At 73.7% G+C, this 22658-nt stretch carries 20 protein-coding genes; 15 read left to right on the top strand and 5 right to left on the bottom strand.

Annotated elements, in window-relative coordinates; translation table 11 throughout:
• The 5 genes from ACFYYW_RS08035 to ACFYYW_RS08015 are packed head-to-tail and all read left to right on the top strand — an operon-like array spanning position 1 to position 4295.
• Positions 1-912: a hypothetical protein gene (locus ACFYYW_RS08035; protein ID WP_352323227.1), complete on the top strand. Its 912-nt coding sequence runs from the start codon at positions 1-3 to the stop codon at positions 910-912.
• Complete coding sequence (locus ACFYYW_RS08030) at positions 909-1838, top strand: PfkB family carbohydrate kinase (RefSeq protein WP_387646369.1); 930 nt, start codon at positions 909-911, stop codon at positions 1836-1838. Before ACFYYW_RS08035 ends, ACFYYW_RS08030 begins: the two co-directional genes overlap by 4 nt.
• Positions 1835-2560 (top strand): GntR family transcriptional regulator, encoded by a 726-nt coding sequence (locus ACFYYW_RS08025; RefSeq protein ID WP_352323225.1) that lies wholly within the window; start codon positions 1835-1837, stop codon positions 2558-2560. The genes ACFYYW_RS08030 and ACFYYW_RS08025 overlap by 4 nt, the downstream gene beginning before the upstream one ends.
• Before the next feature lie 58 nt (positions 2561-2618).
• Entirely contained in the window at positions 2619-3314 is a 696-nt protein-coding gene (locus tag ACFYYW_RS08020) for a LuxR C-terminal-related transcriptional regulator (protein ID WP_352323224.1), read from the top strand.
• Positions 3315-3362: 48 nt separating this feature from the next.
• On the top strand, positions 3363-4295 hold the full coding sequence (locus ACFYYW_RS08015) for a 2OG-Fe(II) oxygenase family protein (protein ID WP_387646365.1): 933 nt from the start codon (positions 3363-3365) through the stop codon (positions 4293-4295).
• A 42-nt stretch (positions 4296-4337) separates the two neighbouring features.
• Here the strand turns inward: ACFYYW_RS08015 and ACFYYW_RS08010 are convergent, their stop codons facing one another.
• Positions 4338-5063: an alpha/beta fold hydrolase gene (locus tag ACFYYW_RS08010; protein WP_387646362.1), complete on the bottom strand. Its 726-nt coding sequence runs from the start codon at positions 5061-5063 to the stop codon at positions 4338-4340.
• A 186-nt stretch (positions 5064-5249) separates the two neighbouring features.
• Between ACFYYW_RS08010 and ACFYYW_RS08005 the strand changes: the two genes are divergently transcribed.
• Both ACFYYW_RS08005 and ACFYYW_RS08000 read left to right on the top strand, forming a co-directional pair.
• A complete protein-coding gene (locus ACFYYW_RS08005) occupies positions 5250-6203 on the top strand; it encodes an alpha/beta hydrolase (protein ID WP_387646359.1) in 954 nt (317 codons plus the stop codon).
• Positions 6204-6214: 11 nt separating this feature from the next.
• Entirely contained in the window at positions 6215-6901 is a 687-nt protein-coding gene (locus ACFYYW_RS08000; RefSeq protein ID WP_387646356.1) for an alpha/beta hydrolase, read from the top strand.
• A 9-nt stretch (positions 6902-6910) separates the two neighbouring features.
• Here the strand turns inward: ACFYYW_RS08000 and ACFYYW_RS07995 are convergent, their stop codons facing one another.
• A complete protein-coding gene (locus ACFYYW_RS07995; RefSeq protein WP_387646353.1) occupies positions 6911-9205 on the bottom strand; it encodes an ATP-binding protein in 2295 nt (764 codons plus the stop codon).
• Positions 9206-9490: 285 nt separating this feature from the next.
• Between ACFYYW_RS07995 and ACFYYW_RS07990 the strand changes: the two genes are divergently transcribed.
• From ACFYYW_RS07990 to ACFYYW_RS07975, 4 genes are all read left to right on the top strand, one after another.
• Entirely contained in the window at positions 9491-9823 is a 333-nt protein-coding gene (locus ACFYYW_RS07990) for a YciI family protein (protein ID WP_387647290.1), read from the top strand.
• Entirely contained in the window at positions 9816-11060 is a 1245-nt protein-coding gene (locus ACFYYW_RS07985) for an RNA polymerase sigma factor (protein ID WP_364418142.1), read from the top strand. The genes ACFYYW_RS07990 and ACFYYW_RS07985 overlap by 8 nt, the downstream gene beginning before the upstream one ends.
• Positions 11061-11090: 30 nt before the next feature.
• Positions 11091-12905, top strand: coding sequence for a glycoside hydrolase family 15 protein (locus ACFYYW_RS07980; protein ID WP_387646351.1), 1815 nt, complete (start codon positions 11091-11093; stop codon positions 12903-12905).
• Between the two features lie 91 nt (positions 12906-12996).
• A complete protein-coding gene (locus ACFYYW_RS07975; RefSeq protein WP_387646349.1) occupies positions 12997-14499 on the top strand; it encodes an alpha/beta hydrolase in 1503 nt (500 codons plus the stop codon).
• 4 nt (positions 14500-14503) lie between these two features.
• Here the strand turns inward: ACFYYW_RS07975 and ACFYYW_RS07970 are convergent, their stop codons facing one another.
• On the bottom strand, positions 14504-15100 hold the full coding sequence (locus tag ACFYYW_RS07970; RefSeq protein ID WP_387646346.1) for a YbhB/YbcL family Raf kinase inhibitor-like protein: 597 nt from the start codon (positions 15098-15100) through the stop codon (positions 14504-14506).
• Positions 15101-15367: 267 nt separating this feature from the next.
• Between ACFYYW_RS07970 and ACFYYW_RS07965 the strand changes: the two genes are divergently transcribed.
• From ACFYYW_RS07965 to helR, 3 genes are all read left to right on the top strand, one after another.
• Complete coding sequence (locus ACFYYW_RS07965) at positions 15368-15640, top strand: GlsB/YeaQ/YmgE family stress response membrane protein (protein WP_352319599.1); 273 nt, start codon at positions 15368-15370, stop codon at positions 15638-15640.
• A gap of 184 nt (positions 15641-15824) precedes the next feature.
• Entirely contained in the window at positions 15825-16820 is a 996-nt protein-coding gene (locus ACFYYW_RS07960; RefSeq protein ID WP_387646343.1) for a sporulation protein, read from the top strand.
• 291 nt (positions 16821-17111) lie between these two features.
• Positions 17112-19325, top strand: a complete 2214-nt coding sequence (gene helR, locus ACFYYW_RS07955) for an RNA polymerase recycling motor ATPase HelR (RefSeq protein WP_387646340.1) — start codon at positions 17112-17114, stop codon at positions 19323-19325.
• Between the two features lie 37 nt (positions 19326-19362).
• Here helR and ACFYYW_RS07950 read toward each other — a convergent pair whose 3' ends face one another.
• Positions 19363-20559, bottom strand: a complete 1197-nt coding sequence (locus ACFYYW_RS07950) for an NAD(P)/FAD-dependent oxidoreductase (protein WP_387646338.1) — start codon at positions 20557-20559, stop codon at positions 19363-19365.
• Between the two features lie 104 nt (positions 20560-20663).
• On the bottom strand, positions 20664-21608 hold the full coding sequence (locus tag ACFYYW_RS07945) for an RNA polymerase sigma-70 factor (RefSeq protein ID WP_387646335.1): 945 nt from the start codon (positions 21606-21608) through the stop codon (positions 20664-20666).
• A 76-nt stretch (positions 21609-21684) separates the two neighbouring features.
• On the opposite strand from ACFYYW_RS07945, the gene ACFYYW_RS07940 reads away from it, so the two are divergent.
• Positions 21685-22545, top strand: a complete 861-nt coding sequence (locus tag ACFYYW_RS07940; protein ID WP_387646333.1) for an alpha/beta fold hydrolase — start codon at positions 21685-21687, stop codon at positions 22543-22545.
• Positions 22546-22658 lie beyond the last annotated feature (113 nt).

The following is a 22658-nucleotide window of genomic DNA, read 5'->3' as shown; positions in this document are numbered from 1 at the left end:
GTGACCACCGCGAGCGCGAGGCACCTCGACTACCCCTATCCCCGCACGTCGGCCGAGCTGACCGACGAGATGTTGTCCATGCCGGCCGAGGAACTGGCGGCCATCGCCCGCCACCCGCTGACCGTCTACCCCGACACCACCGAGCTCTACTACCGGCTGGCCCGGGAGATGGCCGACGAGTTACGCGCCCGCAACATGCGCGGCGAGCCCACCCGCTGGATCCTGCCCGTGGGCCCGAAGGCGCAGTACCCGATCCTGGCGCGCATCTGCAACGAGGAGCGCATCAGCTGGGCCGACGTCTTCGCCTTCCACATGGACGAGTTCCTCGACTGGCAGGGCCGGCCGGTGGACCCCTCCCATCCCTTCAGCTTCCGCGGCTACTGCGACCGCAACCTCTACCAGCTCCTCGACCCCGACCTGCGGCCCCACCCCGGCAACGTCGTCTTCCCCGACGTGTTCGACCCCGACGCGTTCGGCGAGCGCCTGCGCGCCGAGGGCGGCGCCGACACCTGCTACGCGGGCTTCGGCTACCGGGGGCACCTGGCCTTCAACGAGCCGCCGTCCACGCGCTGGCACCAGTACACCGCCGCGGAGTTCGCCGCCTCGACCACGCGCGTCGTCCCCCTGCTCGACGACACGATCGTGGCCCACTCCCACCGGGTGACCGGCGGCTACACGCAGGCGATCCCGCGGATGGCGATCACCGTCGGCATGTCGGAGATCCTCTCCGCCCGCCGGCTGCACCTGATCACCGACGGGGGCGCCTGGAAGCGGTACATCGTCCGGGTGCTGCTGCTCACCACCGAGCCGGACGTGCTGCTCCCGGTGACCTTCGCGCACCACCACCCCGACGTGCGGGTGACCGTCGACGCCGACAGCATCGCGCCCTGCGCCCTGGGGCTGGGCTCGTGACCGTCGTCGCGGTCGGGGCCTACATCGTCGACCTCTACATGTTCGGCGACCACCTGCCGGAGCCGGGCGAGAGCGTCAACGCCGCCGACTACGCCACCGCGCACGGCGGCAAGGCCGCGAACGTGGCCGTCGCCGCGGCCCGGCTGGGCGCGGCCGCCCGCTTCGTCGGCTGCCTCGGCGACGACGCCGCCCGGCCGGTGGCGCTGGCCGAGCTGCGCGCCGAGGGCATCGAGGTGGGCGAGTGCACCACGGCCGTCGGCGTCGCGACCGGGCGCAGCTTCGTCTACGTCGACGCGGGCGGCGGGCAGCTGGTGATGACCTGGCCGGGGGCCGCCGACCTGCTGCCGCCCGCCCAGGCGGCCGCCGTCGCCGCCGGCCTGCCCGCCGGGGCCGTGCTCGTGTTGCAGGGGGAGATCCCGCTGGAGATCTCGTACGCCGCCGCGACGGCGGCCCCGCCGGGCGTGCGCGTCCTGCTCAATCCGAGCCCGGCGGGACCGTTCCTGGAGGGCACCGGGAAGGAGCTGCTGGCCCGCGCCGACGTGCTGGTGCTCAACGAGGGCGAGCTGGCCGCGCTGGCCGGCGACACCCCCGGCGACCTGGACGACCTGCGCGGCCGGACCAGGGGACGCACCGTCGTCGTCACCCGCGGCGAGCACGGCGCCGAGATCGCCGACGACGGCGGCACTATGCTGATCGGCGTCCCCAGCGTGCGCGTTGTGGACACCACCGGCGCGGGTGACGCCTTCACCGGCGCCCTGGCGGCCGCCCTCTGCGCCGGCACGGGCCTGGAGCGCGGCGTCCGGCTCGCCTGCCAGGTGGCGACCGTCTCGGTCACGCGCCGGTTCTGTGCCCCCAGCTACCCATCGGCCGCCGAGCTCGGCATCGCCCCGCTCCGCGGTCCGTCCGTGCAGGAGAGACCCGCGTGACACGACGTCATCCCACCCTGGCCATCCAGATCCGTGACCGGCTGCACGCCCTGATCGTCGAGCAGGGGCTGCGCCCCGGTGACAGGCTGCCGTCGGAGAACGAGCTCATGACCCTGTTCGACGTCGGGCGCACCAGCATCAGGGAGGCGTTCAAGCTCCTGGAGCAGGAGGGGCTCATCCAGGCCAGGCACGGCGACGGCCGCTACCTCACCTCGCAGCCCAGCCTGGACCGGCCGCTCACCCGCCTCGAAGGCGTCACCGAGATGCTGGCCAGCCGCGGGTTCACCGCCGACAACACCGTCCTCGACGTCGTGGCCACCGAGCCGGACCGCCACCAGCGCGAGCTGCTGCAACTGCCGCCCGGCGAGGCCATCGTCCGGCTGGAACGCCTGCGCCGGCACCGGGACGACGCGCTGCTGTATTCCATCGACCTGTTCCCGCGCTCGCTCATCGGCCGCCCCATGGACGAGGTGGACTGGACCGGCTCGCTGTTCCAGCTCCTCACCGAGCACGGCCACACCATCGCCTACGCCGTCGCCCAGGTCCGGGCGGTGACCCTCAGCCACGCCCAGGCCGAGCGCATCGGCACCCACGAGGACGGCGGCGCCTGGCTGCTGCTCCTCCAGACCCACCACGACAGCGCCGGACGGCCGGTGCTGTATTCGCAGGACTACCACAGGGGCACCGACTTCTCCTTCCACCTGGTGAGACGCCGCGACTGAGTGAGCCGCCGCCGCGTACCGACCGACCGCCGTTCGCCGACGCAGAGAGGATCATGCGATGAGTGCCATCACGCTGGAGGCCGCCCAGCCGATCCCGGCCTCCCCTTCCAGCCTCCGGGCGAGGTGCTCCAGGCTGTCCGTCTTCTGGCTCGCCGAGGACGAGGTCTCCTTCTACGGGCTCCCGCCGCTGCTGATGAAGGTGCCGAACGTGGCCGGGGTCGCGGTCGTGCGCAGCTGCGCGGAGGCCAGGCTGCTGCTGGCCGGCGAGGACTTCGACGTCGCGGTGATCCCGCTCGCCGTGCTGCCGGACGTGCTCGGCGGACGCCCCCGCCGGGCCCGCCCGCAGATCCTGGCCATGGTGCGTCAGGGGGAGGAGCCGGCCCCCTGCGTCGCCCAGCGCTACGGGCTGGCCGGTCGCCTGCCGTGGGAGGAGATCAATGTCGCCGGCTTGTCGGGCATGTTCGATCGGCTGCTGCGCGGCGACGCGCCCGTCCCGTCCAGGGGCGGCCCCGACCTGCTCGGCCGCCTGACCGAGCGCGAGCACATGGTGCTGGCGCTGCTGCTGCGCGGCATGAGCAACCACCAGATCGCCCGCTCGATGGGCATCTCCATCCACGGCGTCAAGCGCCACATCTCCAACCTGCTCGTCAAGTTCAACTGCTCCAACCGCACCGAGGTCGCCCTGGTCGCCCAGCGTCTCGGCCTCGACCCCGCCGTCCGCAACCCGCGCCACCTGAGCAGCACCGGCACGTAGCACGTACGACGAACCATCCCCGAACGGTCATCGAGAAACGGAGTGACAATGGACGTCCCTCTCATGGAACTCAGCGGCCGCGCCCCCGTCGTCAGGCTGCATGACATCGAGGCCGACATGGCCGCCGCCACCGAAGCCATCAGGTCGCAGCTGACCGGATGGGGCTTCATGGCCGCGGAGGTGCCCGGCATCGGCGAGCGCGTCGAGGCCATGATGAACGAGTTCGCCGCGGCCTGCCGGTCGACCGGGCCGAGCCTGTCCGACTACGCCTACGACGTCGTCCCGCAGCTCGCCGTCGGCGGCACGCACGGGTTCTTCCCGTACAACTCGGAGATCCCGCGCCTGGCCAACGGCGTGCCCGACCCGAAGGAGTTCATCCACGTCAGCGGCGCCATGATCGGCGATCAGCCGCCCGGGGCGGGTGACGTGCTGCGGGCCTTCCCGGAGTTCGGCGCCCGCGCCGCCGAGGTGTTCGACATCGCCTTCCGGCTGATCTCGCTCTTCGGCGAGGTCGTCCGGGGCATGATGCCGCCCGGCACGCCCGAGCTGGACCTCTCGCACGACGCGACGAACCTGCGGGTGATCCACTACCGGGACGTCGGCGACCGCGAGGTGCTGGCCCACGAGCACTCCGGCATCCAGATGCTCGGCCTCCAGCTTCCCCCGTCCGACCAGGGCCTGCAGTACGTGCTGCACGACGGCACCTGGGTCGAGCCGGTGATCGCCGGGACCGACGTCGTGCTGTGCAACATCGGCCGGATGCTCACCAGCGCCTCCGACGGGCGGTTCCGGCCGTCCACGCACCGGGTGCACACCAAGCCGATGCCCGCCGGCTACGAGCGCCTGTCGTCGGTGCTCTTCGCCTACCCGCAGCACAAGGCCCGCCAGTGGAAGATGGTGGACGGCGAGCTGATGTCGCTGAACGCCACCTGGGGCGACTTCATCGACAGCCGCTTCCAGGGCCTCGGCAAGCAGTCCTGACCGCCCGGCCTCCTGGCGGCCGGGCAGGCCGTCAGGAGGCGATCAGGAGGCGCCGGCCCGGACGGCCGCCCGGATCACGTCGGCGACCTCCTTCGGCCGCGACACCGCGACCGCGTGCGAGGCGCCGGCGAGCTCCACGGCGGTCGCGCCGGCCCGCTCGGCCCCGAACCGCTGCACGTCGGGGTTGATGGCCTGGTCGGCGTCGGCGATGACGGCCCACGACGGCCTGGTCCGCCAGGCCGCCGTGGCCGCCGTCTCGGTGAACGCCCCGGCCGCCAGGGGCCGCTGCGCAACCGCGAGGACCCGGGTGACCTCGGCCGGCACGTCGGCGGCGAAGACCTGGGGGAAGGCGTCGGCGGCGATGGTGAACTCGACGGCGGCGCCGCCGTCCGCCAGCGGGTAGGCGGCCTGCCGCAGGCTCGCGCCGAGCGGCGGCTCGGGGAAGCGTCCCTGGAGCTCGCCCAGGCTCTCGCCCTCCTCCAGGACGTACGCGGCGACGTAGACGAGGCCGACGACGTTGTCCGCCGCGCCGGCCACGGTGATGATCGCGCCGCCGTACGAGTGGCCTGCCAGCACGACCGGGCCGTCGATCTGGGCCACCACGGAGGCGACGTACGCCGCGTCCGAGGCCAGGCCGCGCAGCGGGTTCGGCGGGGCCACCACGGGGACGCCGTCCCGCTGCAGCTCGGCGATGACGCCGGACCAGCTGGCCGCGTCGGCGAACGCGCCGTGCACGAGGACGACCGTCGGGGTGGTGCTCTCCGTCATGGGAAAAACTCCTTCTCGGGGCGAAAGGGACCGGTCGGCCCCGGTGGCGATCCAACCGCCGGGCGGCTCGCGCGCACGAGGCGGAAACGTACTTCTGCCTGTGGTTCCGCCTCGTCTTTCCCCAGGCCCGTCGCTTGGATGGGGAACGGCCCCCCTGCTTCCCACCCCTTCCTTCCTGGAGCGATCATGATCAAGCCCGTCCTGGAACCCGCCGCTCAGGCGTTCGCCGAGGCCACCGCCGAGCCGCCGTACCTCTTCCAGCTCCCGCCGGAGGAGGGCCGCAAGGCCGTGAACGAGGTGCAGTCCGGCCCCGCCGAGCTGCCCGCCGTGGACGAGGAGTGGGTGACGGTCCCCGGCGGCCCCACCGGCGAGGTCAGGGCCCGCATCGTGCGGCCCGCCGGCAGCACCGGCGCCCTGCCGGTGATCATCTACATCCACGGCGCCGGCTGGGTCTTCGGCAACGCCCACACCCACGACCGGCTGGTCCGCGAACTGGCGACCGGCGCCGGCGCCGCCGTGGTCTTCCCCGAGTACGACCTGTCGCCCGAGCACCGCTACCCGGTCGCCATCGAGCAGAACTGGACGGTCGCCCGCTGGATCGTCACCGACGGCGCCGCCAAGGGCCTGGACGCCACGCGCGTCGCGGTGGCCGGCGACTCCGTGGGCGGCAACATGACCGCCGCGCTGACCATCATGGCCAAGCGGCGCGGCGGGCTGTCGCTGCGCACGCAGGTGCTGTTCTACCCGGTGACCGACGCGTCCTTCGACACCGAGTCCTACCGGCAGTTCGCCGAGGGCTACTTCCTGCGCCGGGACGGCATGCAGTGGTTCTGGGACCAGTACACGACCTCGGAGGCCGAGCGCGCCGAGATCACCGCCTCCCCGCTGCGGGCCACCGTCGAGGAACTGGCCGGCCTGCCGCCGGCGCTGGTCATCACCGGCGAGGCGGACGTGCTGCGCGACGAGGGCGAGGCGTACGCCGCCAAGCTGCGCGCGGCCGGGGTGCCGGTGACCGCCGTCCGCTACCAGGGCATCATCCACGACTTCGTCATGCTCAACGCGCTGCGCGGCACGTACGCGGCCGGGTCGGCGATCGAGCTGGCCGCCGGCACGCTGCGCCGGGCCCTGCACGAGAGCTGACCGCCCGCGCCATGCCCTCCGCCTACGACCTCGACCAGGTGCGGCACGCCAACGCCACCGGGCGGGTCCCGGTCGTCTTCGTCCACGACCCGTGGTTGCTGGCCGAGAGCTGGGAGCCCTGGGCCGAGGTGTTCGGGCAGGCGGGGTTCGTCCCCGTCGTCCCGGCCTGGCCCGAGGACGGCGAGTTCGCCGGGCCTGCCGCAGGGCACTTCGCCGGGCTGATCGGCGGGCTGGCGCGCCGGCCGGCCCTGGTCGGCCACGCCGCCGGCGGCCTGGTCGCGCAGATCCTGGCCGGGCGCGGGCTGGCCTGCGCCTGCGTGGCGATCAGCCCGGCGCCGTTCCGCGGGGCGCTCACGTACGGGCGCTTCCGGCACGCCGTGGCCAACGCCGTCGGCGAGGAGGAGGCCAGGCGGCTGTACGAGACGTACGCCGTCCAGGCGGCGCAGGCGGCCGACCCGTGGGGCCTCGACGGCGCCGCGCCGGACCGGGGGCCGCTGCTGCTGGTCGCCGGCGAGCTGGACCGCACGGTCCCGTGGGCCGCCGCGCACGCCTCCTACCTGTGGCAGGCGCGCAACCGGCACCATCTGACCGAGATCGTCGAGCTGCCGGGGCGCGGGCACTCGATGACCGTGGACAGCGGCTGGCGCGAGGTCTGCGGCACCGCCCTGACCTTCATCGAACGGTTCGTGGACCCCTGACCGGCCCGCTCAGCGGGCGCCTTCCGGGGTCGTCACCGTGGTCCCGGCCAGGGCCAGGCGGGTGAGTTCTGCGGTCACGCGGGCCGCCCGGACGGCGTCGGCGGAGGCTTCGTACAGCTCCAGGGCCTCCTGGAACGCCTCGCGCGCCTCCTCCCGCCGTCCCAGCTCGACCAGCGCCCGGCCCAGGTTCGTCAGGGTCTGGGCGGTGGCCCGGTTGATCGGGCGTTTGCGCAGCTCGACCAGGGCCTCGCGGTAGTGGTCGGCGGCCTCCTGCCAGCGGCCGAGCGCGAAGTAGCCGTCACTCAGCAGGTCCAGCGCCGCCCCGACGGCGTGGGCGACGATGACCGGCGTGCCGCCGAACGCCGGGTCGCGCAGCCGTTCCAGCAGCTCCAGCCCGTGCCGTACGGCCTCCTCGATGCGGCCCAGCCGGCGCAGGCCGTTGCCGACGCTGAGCATGGCCTGGGCGTACCCCTCGGGGTCGCCGGCCTGCCGGAAGCACTCCGCCGCCCGCCGCGCGTGCGCCAGGCCGGTCTCCGTGGCGCGCCGCTCGTCGCGTCCCCACAGCGCCCAGGTGGCGTAGGTCAGGGCCCAGCCCTGCTGGCGCACGTCCCCGACCTCGCGGGCCAGCTCCAGCGCGCGCAGCGCGGTCCGCTCGCCCTCGTCGTGGCGGCCCTGGCAGTACGTGCGCGCCCAGGACAGGTAGTTGAGATGAACCGCCTCCTGCGCACGGTCGCCCGCTTCGCGGGCCGCGCCGGACGACAGCTCGAACACCTCGGGCCAGTGCCCCCAGTGCATCCACAGGTCGGAGAACCAGTGCATGGCCTCGGCCACCTCGACGACCCGCGCGTGCTCGCCGGCGCGGGCCGCCTGCCGCAGCGCGGCCAGCCACGCCGTGCCCTCGGCCTGGAGCCATTCCTGCGCCTGCCGCGCGCTGTCCAGCTCGACCAGCGAGCTCCACCCGGACGGCGGCGCGCCGTAGGCCGGCTCGAACCAGCGCCCGGCGACGGTCGCGACCTCCAGCAGCCAGTCGTCCATCCGCCGCCGCGCCTGCCGCTGGGCCGTCATGGGCTCCTCGTCGGACAGCCGGGCGCGGGCGAACAGCCGTACCAGGTCGTGGAAGCGGTAGCGGCCGGGGTACGGCGACTGCAGCAGCCCGAGATCGACCAGTTCCTCCAGGGCGTCCTCGGCCTCGTCCGGGCCGAGCTCGGCGAGGACGGCCGTCATCGGCACCCCGAAGTCCGGCGCGGCGGCCAGCGCCAGCCGCCGGAAGCCGCGCCGCGCGGGCGCCGAGAGCTGCCGGTACGACAGCGCGAAGGCCGCCGCCACCGACAGGTCGCCGGCGGCCAGCGACTCCACCCGGCGTCCCTCGTCGCCGAGGCGGGCGGCCAGGTGCCCGGCGGTCCAGCCGGGCCTGCTCTGCAGCCGGTTCCCGGCGATGCGCAGCGCCAGCGGCAGGTTCCCGCACAGGTCGGCCACCCGCGCGACCCCGTCCGGGTCGGCGTCGGCGCGCTCGGCGCCGACGATCGCGCGCAGCAGCGCGGCCGACTCCCCGGCCGCCAGGTGCGCCAGCGGCACCTGGTGCACGCCCTCCAGCCCGGCCAGCGGGCGGCGGCCGGTGACCAGCGTCATCGCCGGGCCCTCGGCCGGCAGCAGCGGGCGCACCTGGGCCTCGTGCGCGGCGTTGTCCAGGACGATCAGGCAGCGCCGGCCGCGCAGCAGGGCGCGGTACTGGCCGGCGCGGTCCTCCTCGTCGGCCGGGATGCGCCGCTCGGCCACGCCCAGGGCGTTGAGCAGCCGGGACAGCGCCGTGCCCGGGTCCAGCGGGACCGGGTCCATGCCGCGCAGGTCCAGGTAGAAGCGGCCGTCGGGGAACAGGTCGGCCAGGTGGGCGGTGGCGCGTACGGCGAGGGCGGTCTTGCCGATGCCGGCGGCCCCGGAGACGGCGGCGACGACGGCGGGCGCGTTCTCGGCCGTGCGGGCGGCCAGGTCGCGCAGCAGGCGCAGCTCACGTTCGCGGCCGGTGAAGTCGCCCACGCCGCGGGGCGGCTCGCAGGCGCCCGGCGCGGCGTCCTGGCGGGGGCGGCCGGCGCGGGCGGCGTCGGACAGCGCCGTGCGCCGCGGCTCGTCCAGCCGCAGCGCCTCGGCCAGGGCCTCGACGGTGCGCCGCTGCGGGCCCCGGCTGGCCCCCCGCTCCATGTCGCCGATGGCGCGCACGCTGACGCCGGAGGCGTGGGAGAGCTCCTCGATGGTCAGCCCGGCGGCGTGTCTCAGGCTCCGCAGCATCGTGCCGAACGACTCCGCCACCCGTCCCCCTCAGAATCGTGAGCGGCGAAACCCCCGAAACGCCGTATGTCAACCTTATCTGCCGGAAAACGGGCTGAGGTGCTGGTCGACGGAGGTGTACGTCACGGTCCGGACATGCTCGCAGTACGCTCGTCGGTCCACCTGATGTGACGTGTCGTGACAATGACCGGACGGACCCGGAAAAGTCATCGTCGTGGCGTGTCCATCCGGGCGGGTCCCGTTCGTGGTGAAGGCGTACGGCGGCCCCGCCGTACGCCGACCGTGAAGGGGAACATCGTGAAGTACATGCTGCTGATCAACGCCGGCACCTCCGACGAGCAGGAGCCGGGCGACTTCCAGGAGTGGATGGCCTACGACAGGTCCGTCCGGGAGGCGGGCATCCTGGTCTCCGGCGAGTCGCTGGCCGACCTGGTGACCGCCACCACCGTACGGGTGAGCGCCGACGGCACGCCCACCGTCACCGACGGCCCGTACGCCGAGACGCGCGAGGTCCTGGGCGGCTTCTACGTGATCGACGTGCCCGACCTCGACGCCGCCCTCGACTGGGCCGTGCGCTGCCCGGGTGCGCGCGGCGGCGGCTCGGTGGTGGTGCGCCCGGTCGCCGACTTCGATGCGTGAGATCGAGGCCGTCTTCCGTGAGGAGCGCGGCCGGCTGCTGGCCGCGCTCGTCCGCCGCTTCGGCGACCTCGACCTCGCCGAGGAGGTCACCTCCGACGCCGTCGAGGCGGCGCTGAGGCACTGGCCCGCCGAAGGCGTGCCGCCCAACCCGGGCGCGTGGCTGATGACCACCGCGCGGCGCAAGGCGGTCGACCGGCTCAGACGTGAGCAGGCGCTCGCCACCCGGCTGGCCGTCCTGGCGGCGGAGGCCGAGCGGGCCGCTCCGGAAGCGCCCCCCGGCGAGGACGGCGGCCTGCCCGACGAACGGCTGCGGCTCTTCTTCACCTGCGCCCACCCCGCGCTGCCGGCCGAGGACCGCGGGGCGCTGACGTTGCGCTGCCTGGCCGGCCTGACCACCCCCGAGGTGGCGCGGGCCTACCTGGTGCCGGCCCAGACGATGGCCAAGCGCATCGTCCGGGCCAAGAAGAAGATCAGGCAGGCCCGCGTCCCGTTCCGCGTGCCGGAGGCCCACGAGCTGCCGGAACGGGTGCCCGGCGTGCTCCAGGTGATCTACTCGATCTTCACCGAGGGCTACGCGGCCAGCTCCGGGCCCTTCCTCCAGCGGCTCGACCTGGCCGAGGAGGCGATCAGGCTGGCCCGGATCCTGCACCGGCTGCTGCCCGCCGAGCGGGAGGTCGCCGGGCTGCTGGCGCTGCTGCTGCTGGTGCACGCGCGGCGCGCCGCCCGTACCGGGCCCGAGGGGGAGCCGGTGCTGCTCGGCGAGCAGGACCGCGGCCTCTGGGACCGGGCCATGATCGAGGAGGGCTCGGCGCTGGTGGTGACCGCGCTCAGCGGCGGCCCGCCCGGCCCGTACGGCGTCCAGGCCGCGATCGCGGCGCTGCACGACGAGGCCCCGGACCTGGCCACGACCGACTGGCCGCAGGTCGTGGCCCTGTACGACGTGCTGCTCGCGCTCGACCCCTCCCCGGTGGTGGCGCTGAACAGGGCGGCGGCCGTGGCCATGCGCGACGGGCCCGAGGCCGGGCTGGCGCTGCTGGAGGAGCCGGCCGGGGCGCGGCGGTTGCGCGACTACCACCCGTACCTGCTGGCCCGCGCCGACCTGCTGCACCGGCTCGGCCGGCTGCCCGAGGCCGCCGAGGCGTACCGCGCCGCGCTCCGGACGGCCGGGAGCGAGCCCGAGCGCGCCCACGTCCGCCGCCGCCTGGCCGCGCTGGAGGAGGCCGGGCACGAGGTTTGAGCACCGCCCTGACCAGGGAGAACTGCTGCGATGGGTGGAGCAGACGGTGACCGCTACCTGCCGATCGCCGAGCACGGCCTCATCGGCGATCTGCGCAGCGTGGCCCTGGTCGGCACCGACGGCACCATCGACTGGTACTGCTGCCCGGCCTTCGACTCGCCCAGCGTGTTCGCCGCGATCCTCGACGCCGACCGCGGCGGGGCGTTCGAGCTGGCCACCGACGTGCCGGCGCGCACCAAGCAGTTCTACTTCCCCGACACCAACGTGCTCATCACCCGCTTCTTCACCGAGAGCGGGGTGGGCGAGATCCAGGACTTCATGCCGATCATCGGCGAGCCGGGCGGCAGCGGCCGGCAGCGGCTGATCCGCCGGGTGCTCTGCGTGCGCGGCTCGCTGCCGTTCCACGCGCGGGTGGCCCCCCGCTTCGGCTACGGGGCCCAGCCGCACGTCGTGCGCGAGGCCGACGGCCTGACCGTCTTCGAGTCCGCCGACCTGACGCTCGCGCTGAGCGCCACCGTGCCGGTCGAGTGCGACGGCCGGGACGTGCGGGCGTGCTTCACCCTCGTGGAGGGCGAGTCGGAGGTCTTCGCGCTGGACCGGGTCGAGGCCGAGATCCCGCCCCGCGGCTGCCCGCACGTCGAGGCGGAGGAGGAGCTGACCGCCACGGTCGCGTTCTGGCGCAAGTGGCTGTCGGCCTCCCGCTACCGGGGCAGGTGGCGGGAGATGGTCCACCGCTCGGCCCTGACGCTCAAGCTGCTGACGTACGCGCCGACCGGCGCGATCGTCGCCGCCCCGACCACCAGCCTGCCCGAGCTGATCGGCGGCGAGCGCAACTGGGACTACCGCTACCTCTGGGTCCGCGACGCCGCCTTCTGCGTCTACGCCCTGCTCCGGCTGGGTTTCACCGGCGAGGCCGAGGCGTTCATGTCGTTCCTGACCCGGCACGTCAGCCTGTGCCCCGCCGGCCCCAACGGCCCCCTCCAGATCATGTACGGCATCGACGGCCGCACCGACCTGCCCGAACGGCAGCTCGACCACCTGGAGGGCTACCGCGGCTCGGCCCCGGTACGCGTCGGCAACGCCGCCGCCGGCCAGCTCCAGCTCGACATCTACGGCGCCCTGCTCGACTCCGTCTACCTCTACGACAAATGGGGCAAGCCCATCTCCAGCGACCACTGGGACGCCGTCTGCGCCCTGGTCGACTGGGTCTGCGACAACTGGGACCAGCCCGACGAGGGCGTCTGGGAGACCAGGGGCGGGCGCAAGAAGTTCCTGTACTCCCGGCTGATGTGCTGGGTCGCCATCGAACGCGCCATGCGCATGGCCGCCCGCCGCGGCCTGCCCGCCGACATCCCCCACTGGCGCCGGGCGCGCGACGACCTCTACCGGCAGATCATGGCCCACGGCTGGTCCGACGTGCGGCAGGCGTTCGTCCAGCACGAGGACGGCGACGTGCTCGACGCGGCGCTGCTGATGATGCCGCTGGCCAAGTTCGTCTCGCCCACCGACCCGAAGTGGCTGTCCACGCTTGACGCGCTCACCGCCGACCTGGTGTCCGACTCGCTGGTCTACCGCTACGACCCGGACGCCAGCCCCGACGGCCTGCGCGGCCAGGAGGGCACGTTCTCCATCTGCTCCTTCTGGTACGTCGAGGCGCTGGTCCGCGCCGGCCGGGTGGAGGAGGCCCGCCTGGCCTTCGAGAAGATGCTGACCTACGCCAACCACCTCGGCCTGTACGCCGAGGAGATCGGCCGTACGGGCGAGCAGCAGGGCAACTTCCCGCAGGCGTTCACCCACCTGGCCCTGATCAGCGCCGCCTTCAACCTCGACCGCGCCCTCGGCTGACCGCGGGGATCCCAAGGCGTGACCCGGGGGTACCGGGGGAGCCGCCGGAAGCTCATGATCGGTGTCACCCCCCGACCCGATGGGACATCTCATGCTGCGACCGATCCTTGCGGCACTGGCCCTCCTCGTGGCCGTGCTCGTCCCGTTACCGCCCGCCGCCGCCACCCCGGGCGCCGGCTGGTCCCCGTGCCCGGAGGACCCGGCCGCCCAGTGCGCCCGGCTCACCCTGCCGGTCGACTGGGCCCGCCCCGGCGGTCCGGCGTTCGACCTGGCCGTGGCGCGGCGTCCGGCCACCGATCCCGCCGCCCGGATCGGCTCCCTGGTGATCAATCCGGGCGGCCCCGGCAACTCGGGCGTGGACGCCGTCCTGCGCGACGCCCTGCGGCTCAGCCCGGAGCTGACGGCCCGCTTCGACGTGGTCGGCTTCGACCCGCGCGGCGTCGCCCGCAGCCATCCGGTGCTCTGCTCGCTGCCGCTGGCCCGGCAGGCCCCCGACCCGCTGACGCGCGACCAGGCGGGCTTCGACCGGCGGCTGGCGTACAACGCCCGCTACCGGCAGGACTGCCGGGCCCGTACCGGGCCGCTCTACGACCACGTGGACAGCGCGTCCGTCGTCCGCGACCTGGAGGCGCTGCGGGCGGCGCTCGGCGAGGAACGCCTCACCTTCTACGGCATCTCCTACGGCACCCTCATCGGCCAGCTCTACGCCGAACGTTTCCCCGGGCGGGTCCGCGCGCTGGCCCTGGACAGCAACATGGACCACAGCCTCGGCACCGCCGAGATGCTCGACACCGACACCTGGACCACCCAGGACTCCTTCGACGCGTTCGTCTCATGGTGCGCGACGGCCCCCGCCTGCGTGCTGCGCGGACGCGACGTGCGGGCGCTGCTGAAAGACCTGCTGGCCCGGGCCGGACGCGGCGAGCTGCGCCTGCCCGACGGCCCGCTCACCCCGTCGACGCTGCTCTACCTGACGTTCAGCACCTTCTACGCCCCCGACTGGGCCGGCCTGGCCACGTTCCTGCGCGACCTCGACGCCGGCTCCGCCGCCGTGCCGCCGCTCGCGCCGCCCGGCCCTGACCAGGAGGTGTTCAACGACGTCACGCAGGTGATCTGCCAGGACTACCTGCTTCCCGTACGCGACCAGCGGGCCTTCGACCGGCACCTGCGGCGGCTGGCGGCCATCGCGCCCGACATGCGGATGAGCCCGATCTCGGTCTCGCTCACCGTCGCCTGCCTGGGCCAGCCCACGCCGATCCCCGACCCGCAACACCGGCTGCGCGTCTCGGGCACGCCGCCGCTGCTGCTCGTCAACGGCCTGCACGACCCGGCGACCGGCTACCCGTGGGCGCTGAGCACCGCCCGCCAGATCGGCCGGGAGGCCCGGCTGCTGACGTACGACGGCTGGGGCCACGGCGCCTACGGCCGCAGCCCCTGCCTGACCGGGGCCGTGGACCGCTACCTGACCACGCTGGCCCTGCCCGCCCCCGGCGCCCACTGCCCGGCGGTGCCGCCCGCCCGGGGCCTCACCGCCGGGCCTCGCCGTCCGGCCGGGCCGGCGCCGGGTCTGCCGGGCTGGACCTGGCGCTCCTGAACGTTCAGGACTCGCCGGACAGCACGGCCGTCCCCAGGGACGCGCTGGAGATCACCCTCGCCGCGGTCGTCGTGGACGAACCGGAGCCCAGTTCGGTCAGGGCGGCCCGGTCGAGGGCGTGCACGGTGAACTGGTAGGTGTTGACCGACCAGGGGGAGCACGGCCCCTGGTAGCCGTACAGGCTGGCGCTGCCGCGGTAGTAGATCTGCCGGGCCCCGGCGGGGGCCGCGGGACGATAGGCGTGCTCGACGTTCTGCGGCAGCGAGGTCACGTCCGCCGGGATGTCGTAGATCACCCAGTGGATGAGGTTGTTGTTGTCGAGGTCCCGCATCACCAGGGCGTAGCCGCGGGTCCCCGCCGGGCCGCCGCTCCAGGTCAGGGGCGGTGACTCGTTGCGCCGGCCGGGGTCGGTCTGGCCGCCGCTGGTGCACTCGTGCACCTTCGGGATGATCCCGCCCTGGGGGAAGGCGGTGCTGGTGAGGGTGAAGGCCGTGGCGTTCGCCGGCGTCGCGGCGGTCGTCGTGACGGCAGCGGCGGCAGTGACCGCGGTGGCGGTCGTCACGGCGAGCAGGGCGTGCAGCACGATTCGTCTGACGGTCACAAAGGGCTCCTGAGGGGGGTTCGGTGCGCCGTTCGTTCGCGTCTGCTGTTCGTGGGGTGTGCCCGCAGTGTAGGCACCGCGAGGCCGCCCGCGCCACCACCGCGAACGGCACACCTCCATGGAACCCGTCCGTCATGAACCGATATCAGGCTGAGTGGTGCGGTTTCTTCGTGATGCTGCTGGGAAGCAATGGCCCTGTCAGGCCGGGGGCACTCCTCCCCCACGAGGGGTGGCGACACCCGGCGCGGCAGAACGGGAGTGTGAAGCGTGGAAGTCACCGGCATCATCTCCGCCCTCATCATCGGGCTCGTCATCGGCGTCCTCGGCCGGCTGGTCGTGCCGGGCCGTCAGAGCATCCCCATCTGGCTCACCATCGTGATCGGCATCGTCGCCGCCCTCATCGGCACCGCGATCGCCGCCGCGGTCGGCGTCGCGGACACGCGCGGCATCGACTGGATCGAACTGGTCATCCAGGTGGTCCTCGCCGGTCTGGGGGTGGCCCTGGCGGCGGGCCTCTACGGCAGACGCAGCGTCCGGTAGAGCGGAACGCGCCGGGATCCCGGAGAGCGGCGAACGCGCCGCACTCCGGGATCCCGCCGTTCCCGCCCCCTGCGCGGCAGACGTTTTCGGCATGACGTTTTCGGCATGGTCGGAACCGGGGCCGGACGGAGATCGTTGTGCGGGTCGGCTGCACACATTCGATCTTCGACAGGGAGAACAAGCCGTGGTCTTCAAACGCATGCTGGGTGCCTTCGGCGTCGGCGCGCCTTCGGTGGACACCGTTCTGGCGACACCGCGCGTCCAGCCGGGCGGCACGCTGTCCGGCGAGGTGCGGCTCAAGGGCGGCGACTTCGACGCCGAGATCGAGCACGTCACCCTCGGCCTGGTCGCCCGCGTGGAGTTCGAGCACGGCGACGGCGAGCACGCGGGGGCGGGGGAGTTCTCCCGCGTCCAGGTGTCGGGGCCGTTCGTGCTGCGTCAGGGCGAGGAGCGCACCATCCCGTTCCAGTTCGGCGTGCCGTGGGAGGCGCCGATCAGCCAGATCGGCGGGCAGCCGCTGCACGGCATGGCGCTGGGCGTGCGCACCGAGCTCGCCATCGCCAAGGCGGTCGACAAGGGCGACCTCGACGAGGTCGCGGTCGAGCCGCTGCCCTCCCAGCTGCGCATCCTGGAGGCGCTGCTGCAGCTCGGCTTCGCGTTCAAGTCCGCCGACCTGGAGGCCGGCCGCCTGTACGGCGTGCGCCAGGAGCTGCCGTTCTACCAGGAGATCGAGTTCTACCCGGCCGGCCGGTACGCCGGCGTGCTCGGCGAGCTCGAAGTGACCTTCGTGGCCGACCCGGCGGGGCTGGAGGTGGTCCTGGAGGCCGACAAGCGGGCCGGCCGCTACTCCGGCGACGCGATCGGCCGCTTCACCGTCAGCCACGCCGACGCCCTGCAGACGGACTGGGCCGCCGAGCTCGACCGCTGGCTGTCCGGCCTGGCCGCGCACGCCCACGGCGGCTTCGGGCACGGTGACCACCACGGCCACGGCGACCACGGGTACGGCGACCACCACGGTCACCATGGTTACGGCCATCACGAGCAGCACCACGGCGGGCCGGGCTGGGGCGCGGTGGCCGCGGCCGGCGCCGCCGGCGTGGTCGGCGGCCTGGTGGCGGGCGAGATCGTCGAGGAGATCTTCGAGGGCGACGAGGACGAGGGCGGCGACGGCGACTGGTGACGCTCGACCGGTGATCCGCCCGTCACGGGCGGGTCACCCCGGTTCCGCCGTGCCGGGAAGCGAAGCCTGGACCGGGAAGCGAAGCCTGGACCGCGAAGCGAAGCCGGCATCGCCGGGGCAGGGCCTGTGTCGCGGAGCAAAGTGGCAGAAAAAGGAGCTTCTACTCCTTTCCACTCTTAACGTATAGCGCACCGGGGGGCTTGCGGCAAGACCCCCGTCGTGGCGCAGAATCGTCCGCCGAGGCCAGAAGCCTTGCCACGCGAAGACCGACCTCGTTGCGGAGCCACATACATGAATCCCCTGACCACCGGCGTGTTCGACCTGCCCGGCAACCTCGCCGCCAAGGCCGACCCGGCGCTGATCGCCGTCGACGAGCGACACTTCGCGGCCCTCGCCGAGAGCCTGGAGCAGTCGATCGCCGACCTGTCCGCCCGCCTCGACGCCGAACGCATGGCCCCCGGCGGCAAGGGCCGGCAGGCGCTCGACCGCGACCTGGAGATCCACCGCCTGTCCGCCCGCCTGCGGACGCTGCGCCGCTTCGGCCTGGACCTGTGCCTCGGCCACATGGTCACCGCCGACCACCCCGAACCGGTGTACATCGGACGGCTCGGCCTCACCGACAAAGACGGCCGCCGCCTGCTGCTCGACTGGCGTTCGCCCGCGGCCGAGCCGTTCTTCGGCGCCACCCACGCCAACCCCATGGGCCTGGCCAGCCGCCGCCGGTACCGCTGGACCCGCGGCCGGATCAGCGACTACTGGGACGAGGTGTTCACCCCCGACGGCTTCGACGGCCACGCCGCGCTCGACGACCAGTCCGCCTTCATCGCCAGCCTCGGCGGCAACCGTTCGTCCAGGATGCGCGACGTGCTCGGCACCATCCAGGCCGACCAGGACGCCATCATCCGGGCCGGCTCCCGCGGCGCCCTCGTCGTGGACGGCGGCCCCGGCACCGGCAAGACCGTCGTCGCCCTCCACCGCTCGGCCTACCTGCTCTACTCCGACCCCCGGCTCGGCCACAACAAGGGCGGCGTGCTGTTCGTCGGCCCGCACCAGCCCTACCTGGCCTACGTCGCCGACGTGCTGCCCAGCCTGGGGGAGGACGGCGTGCGGACCTGCACCCTGCGCGACCTCGTGCCCGAGGGGGCGGCGGCGGCCCCCGAGCGGGACCCGGAGGTGGCGCGGCTGAAGGCGTCCGCCGACATGGTGAAGGCGATCGAGCCGGCCGTCCGGTTCTACGAGAACCCGCCCGCGAAGGGCATGACGGTCAGCACGCACTGGTCGGACGTCTGGCTGAGCGCCGAGGACTGGATCGAGGCGTTCCAGGCCCCCGACCCCGGCACCCCGCACAACGAGGCCCGCGACCAGATCTGGGAGGAACTGCTCACGATCCTCATCGACAAGCACGACAAGCACGACAAGCACGACCCGCACGACCGGCACGGCGAGGACGTCGTCTCGCCGGAGCTGCTGCGCAGGTCGCTGCGGGGGAACCGGGAGCTGCTGGCCGCCTTCAACCGCGCCTGGCCGCTGATCGAGCCCGCCGACCTCGTCGGCGACCTGTGGACGGTCCCCGCCTACCTGCGGCTGTGCGCCCCCTGGCTCGCCCCGGAGGAGATCCGGCGGCTCCAGCGCGCCGACGCGCAGTCCTGGACGGTCTCCGACCTGCCGCTCCTGGACGCGGCCCGCCAGCGCCTCGGCGACCCGGAGGCGTCCCGCCGGCAGCGCCGGCAGGAGGCCGCCTTGGCCGTCCAGCGCGAGCGCATGGCCCAGGTCGTCGACAACCTGATCGAGGCCGACGACGACGGCGAGGGCCTGGTGACCCAGCTCCGCCGGGCGGACCTCCAGCGCAACCTGGTGGACGAGTCGGAGCTGCCCACCGTCGAGCCGGACCTGCTCGCCGGGCCGTTCGCGCACGTCGTCGTGGACGAGGCCCAGGAGCTGACCGACGCGGAATGGCAGATGTTGCTGCTGCGCTGCCCGTCCAGGAGCTTCACCATCGTCGGCGACCGCGCCCAGGCCAGGCACGGGTTCACCGAGTCGTGGGCGGAACGGCTCGCCCGGGTCGGCATCGACCGTGTCGAGCTGGCCGGCCTGAGCGTCAACTACCGGACCCCGGCGGAGATCATGGCCGAGGCCGAGCCGGTCATCAGGGCCGCCCTGCCGGACGCCAACGTGCCGGTCTCCATCCGGGAGAGCGGCATCCCGGTCACGCGCGGGCCGGTCGCCGAGCTGGACGCGATCCTCGACGCCTGGCTCGCCGCGAACCCCGAGGGGATCGCCTGCGTGATCGGGGACCCGGCCTTCCGGGAGCGGCCCCGGGTCCGGTCGCTGACGCCGGAGCTGTCGAAGGGGCTGGAGTTCGACCTGGTCGTCCTGGTCGATCCGGACCGGTTCGGCGAGGGCGGCGAGGGCGGCGGGGGCGGCGGGGGCGTCGAGGGCGCTGTCGACCGTTACGTGGCGATGACCCGAGCGACCCGGCAGCTCGTCGTGCTCACGACCCCCTGACGGGGGCCCGCCGCCGGGTGCGCCGGGCCGTCCGTCGTCACGCACGCGCCCTGGCGGCGGCGGGGCCGGCCGGGGCGTTCGGGCGGACGACGCGGCGCCGCCGGGCCGGCTTGCCCATCATCGGGTTGGCGACGCCCCAGGCGGCGCTCTTGCAGATCAGCTCCTTGTAGACGGCGGCGACCCGCCCGGTCAGCACCCTGGGCAGGGCGCGGTCGTCGGCGGTGACGAACTGGATCAGGCCGTTGCCCCGGCCCAGCGAGACGCACTGGTTGAAGTAGTGCGGCGTGGTGTTCGGCAGTTTCCCGCCGGTCAGCCGGGCCGCGATCGAGTCGGCGGCCAGACAGGCGGTCGGGATGCCCGACGCGCACGACATGCGCAGCGGCTTGCCGCCGGGGCCCATCGCCATGGCGGCGTCGCCGACGGCGTACACGTTCAGGTGCGAGACCGAGCGCATGGTCCCGTCGACCACGATCTGGCCGGTGCCGGCGACCTCCAGGGTGGTCGCGCGCGCGATCGGGTGCACGGCGAAGCCGGCCGTCCAGACGGTCACCTCGGCCGGGATGGGCTCGCCGTCGGTGGTGACGCGGTCGGCCTCGACCCCGGTGACGACCGTGTGCTCGTGCACGCTCACCCCGAGACCGTCCAGGACCTTGCGCACGTGCGCGCGGCCCTTCGGCGAGAGCCAGTCGCCCAGAGCGCCGCGGGCGGCGAGAGCGACGTCGAGGTCGGGACGGGCCTCGGCGATCTCGGCCGCGGCCTCCAGCCCGGTGAGCCCGCCGCCGACGACGACCACGCGCTGACCGGCGTCGAGCCGGGCCAGCCGCTCGCGCAGCCGCAGCGCCCCCGGCCGGCCGGCGATGTCGTAGGCGTGCTCGGCGGTCCCGGGCACGCCCTCGGCGTTCCAGCCGCTGCCGAGCGCGTAGACCAGCGTGTCGTAGGCCAGCTCCTCGGCGCCGTCCGCGCCGGTGACGGTGACGGTCCCGCGGTCGGCGTCGAGGCCGGTGACCGTCCCGAGCCGCAGCTCGACGCCGGTGCCGGCGAACATCTCGCGGAACGGCCTGGGCCTGAGGTCCTGCCCGGTCGCCACCTGGTGCAGCCGGACGCGCTCCACGAAGTCGGGCTCGGCGTTGACGAGGGTGATGGCGACGTCCTCGCGGCTCAGCTGCCTGGCCAGGCGGCCGGCGGCGACGGCTCCGGTGTAGCCGGCTCCGAGGACGATGATGCGGTGCTGCATTTCCTCGCTCCTGTCTGACGCGGGTTCGCCACCTGAACCGGACGGCCCGCGCTTTCCTGACAGGATCACGGTGTGAAGCGCGTCACACCGTGTCACACCGCGTCTCAGAAGGCTCTGAACACCGGCTCCCCGTGGTCGCTGGCCGCCCAGCGCGCGGTCGCGCGGTCCAGCTTGTCGGGGTTGACCTGGTTGCGGAACGCGGCGATGCCCTCCGCGGTGACCTCCAGGCACATGACGCAGACGACCCGGCCGTCCAGGACGGCGACGACGGCCGGCTCGCCGTTGGCCGTCCAGGGGTAGATCTCGGGCGAGCCGCCGATGATGGCCCGCTTGGCCTTGCCGGGCTTGACCAGGCCCCACAGGAACTTGGCGACCGCGACGGCGCCCACGAACGCCTTGGCGCGGGCCGGGACCTTCCCGCCGCCGTCGCCGATCGCGACGGCGTCCTCGGTGAGCAGGCGTACCAGCGGCTCGGTCTGCCCGCTGGTGGCGGCGGCCAGGAACTCCTCGACGATCCGCCGGGCGGCGGCCTCGTCGACCTCGGTGCGGGCCCGGCCGTCGGCGACGTGCTTCTTGGCGCGGTGGAAGATCTGCTGGCTGGCCGACTCGGTGATGTCGAGGATCTCGGCGATCTCCCGGTGGGAGTGGTCGAAGGCGGCCCGCAGCACGTAGACCGCCCGCTCGCTGGGGGACAGGCGTTCCATCAGCGTGAGGACGGCGTACGAGACCGACTCACGCTGCTCGGCGGTCTCGGCCGGGCCGAGCATCGGGTCGCCGGCGAGCAGCGGCTCGGGCAGCCATTCCCCGACGTAGGTCTCGCGGCGGGCCCGCGCCGAGCCGAGCTGGTTGAGGCACAGGTTGGTGAGCACCTTCGTCAGCCACGCCTCGGGCACCTCGATGTGGCCGGCGTCGGCGGACTGCCAGCGCAGGAACGTCTCCTGCACGGCGTCCTCGGCCTCCGCGGCCGAGCCGAGCAGGCGGTAGGCGATGGCCTCCAGGCGGGGTCTGGCGGCCACGAACCGGTCGACGTCGTCCACGGTCAAAGGCATGGCCCGATCCTAGAACGTCCCTTGATGCGGCGGAACGCCGGTGTTGATCCAAGACGGTCCCGGGTAGAGGGGGCCGATGTTCGACGACTTCACGGCCGGCATGATCGACGTAGGCGAGACCGAGCTGTTCGTCCGGTACGGCGGCACCGGCACGCCCCTCCTGCTGCTCCACGGCCACCCCCGCACCCACGCGACCTGGCACCGCGTCGCGCCCCTCCTGGCCCCCCACCACACGGTGGTCTGCCCCGATCTGCGCGGGTACGGCCGCTCCGGCAAGCCGCCCACCACCCCCGACCACGCCCCCTACTCCAAACGCGCCATGGCCCGCGACATGGTCGCCCTCATGCGCTCGCTGGGCCACGAACGCTTCGCCGTCGCCGGCCACGACCGCGGCGCCTACGTCGCCCACCGCGTGGCCGCCGACCACCCGGACGCCGTCACCCGCCTGGTCGTGATGGACGGCATCCCCATCGGCGAGGCGCTGGCCAGGGCCGACGCCCGCTTCGCGGCGGCCTGGTGGCACTGGTTCTTCCTCGGCCAGACCGCCAAACCCGCCGAACGCGTCATCAACGCCGACCCCGACGCCTGGTACCAGGGCAGCGCCGAGCAGATGGGCCAGGAGGCGTACGAGGACTACCGCCGGGCCATCCACGACCCGGCGACCGTCCACGCGATGTGCGAGGACTACCGCGCCGGCCTGACCGTGGACCGCGCGGCCGACGACGCCGACCGTGCCGCCTCCCGCCGCCTCACCTGCCCCACCCTGTTCCTCTGGACGTCCAAGGACGACATGGAGGACCTGTACGGCGACCCGCTGGCGATCTGGCGCACCTGGGCCGACGACGTGACCGGCCACCCGATCGACAGCGGCCACCACGTGGCCGAAGAGGCCCCGGACGAACTCGCCGCCTCCCTCCTGGCCTTCCTGCGCGAATGACGCCCTGACGAGGGAGCCGTTCCCGGACACGTCATTCATGCCGTTTTCCGCGTTCACCTCCATCGCCCGAACTCCTTCCGTGAGGATGGAGATCCTGCACAGCGTGGCGAGTG

It is taken from the genome of Nonomuraea sp. NPDC001831, from assembly GCF_042892035.1.
GTDB lineage: Bacteria > Actinomycetota > Actinomycetes > Streptosporangiales > Streptosporangiaceae > Nonomuraea.
Note: the sequence above shows the minus strand (reverse complement) of the source record. Positions and strands in the feature narration are given on the sequence as shown.

Bases quoted from the DNA above. Each gene is read 5' to 3' on its own strand.
- ACFYYW_RS07945 (WP_387646335.1), bottom strand. From the start codon at position 21,608: ATGCCTTTGACCGTGGACGACGTCGACCGGTTCGTGGCCGCCAGACCC.
- ACFYYW_RS08020 (WP_352323224.1), top strand. From the start codon at position 2,619: ATGAGTGCCATCACGCTGGAGGCCGCCCAGCCGATCCCGGCCTCCCCT.
- ACFYYW_RS07990 (WP_387647290.1), top strand. From the start codon at position 9,491: ATGCTGCTGATCAACGCCGGCACCTCCGACGAGCAGGAGCCGGGCGAC.
- ACFYYW_RS08015 (WP_387646365.1), top strand. From the start codon at position 3,363: ATGGACGTCCCTCTCATGGAACTCAGCGGCCGCGCCCCCGTCGTCAGG.
- ACFYYW_RS08000 (WP_387646356.1), top strand. From the start codon at position 6,215: ATGCCCTCCGCCTACGACCTCGACCAGGTGCGGCACGCCAACGCCACC.
- ACFYYW_RS07980 (WP_387646351.1), top strand. From the start codon at position 11,091: ATGGGTGGAGCAGACGGTGACCGCTACCTGCCGATCGCCGAGCACGGC.
- ACFYYW_RS08010 (WP_387646362.1), bottom strand. From the start codon at position 5,063: ATGACGGAGAGCACCACCCCGACGGTCGTCCTCGTGCACGGCGCGTTC.
- ACFYYW_RS07950 (WP_387646338.1), bottom strand. From the start codon at position 20,559: ATGCAGCACCGCATCATCGTCCTCGGAGCCGGCTACACCGGAGCCGTC.
- ACFYYW_RS07975 (WP_387646349.1), top strand. From the start codon at position 12,997: ATGCTGCGACCGATCCTTGCGGCACTGGCCCTCCTCGTGGCCGTGCTC.
- helR (WP_387646340.1), top strand. From the start codon at position 17,112: ATGAATCCCCTGACCACCGGCGTGTTCGACCTGCCCGGCAACCTCGCC.
- ACFYYW_RS08005 (WP_387646359.1), top strand. From the start codon at position 5,250: ATGATCAAGCCCGTCCTGGAACCCGCCGCTCAGGCGTTCGCCGAGGCC.
- ACFYYW_RS07985 (WP_364418142.1), top strand. From the start codon at position 9,816: ATGCGTGAGATCGAGGCCGTCTTCCGTGAGGAGCGCGGCCGGCTGCTG.
- ACFYYW_RS07940 (WP_387646333.1), top strand. From the start codon at position 21,685: ATGTTCGACGACTTCACGGCCGGCATGATCGACGTAGGCGAGACCGAG.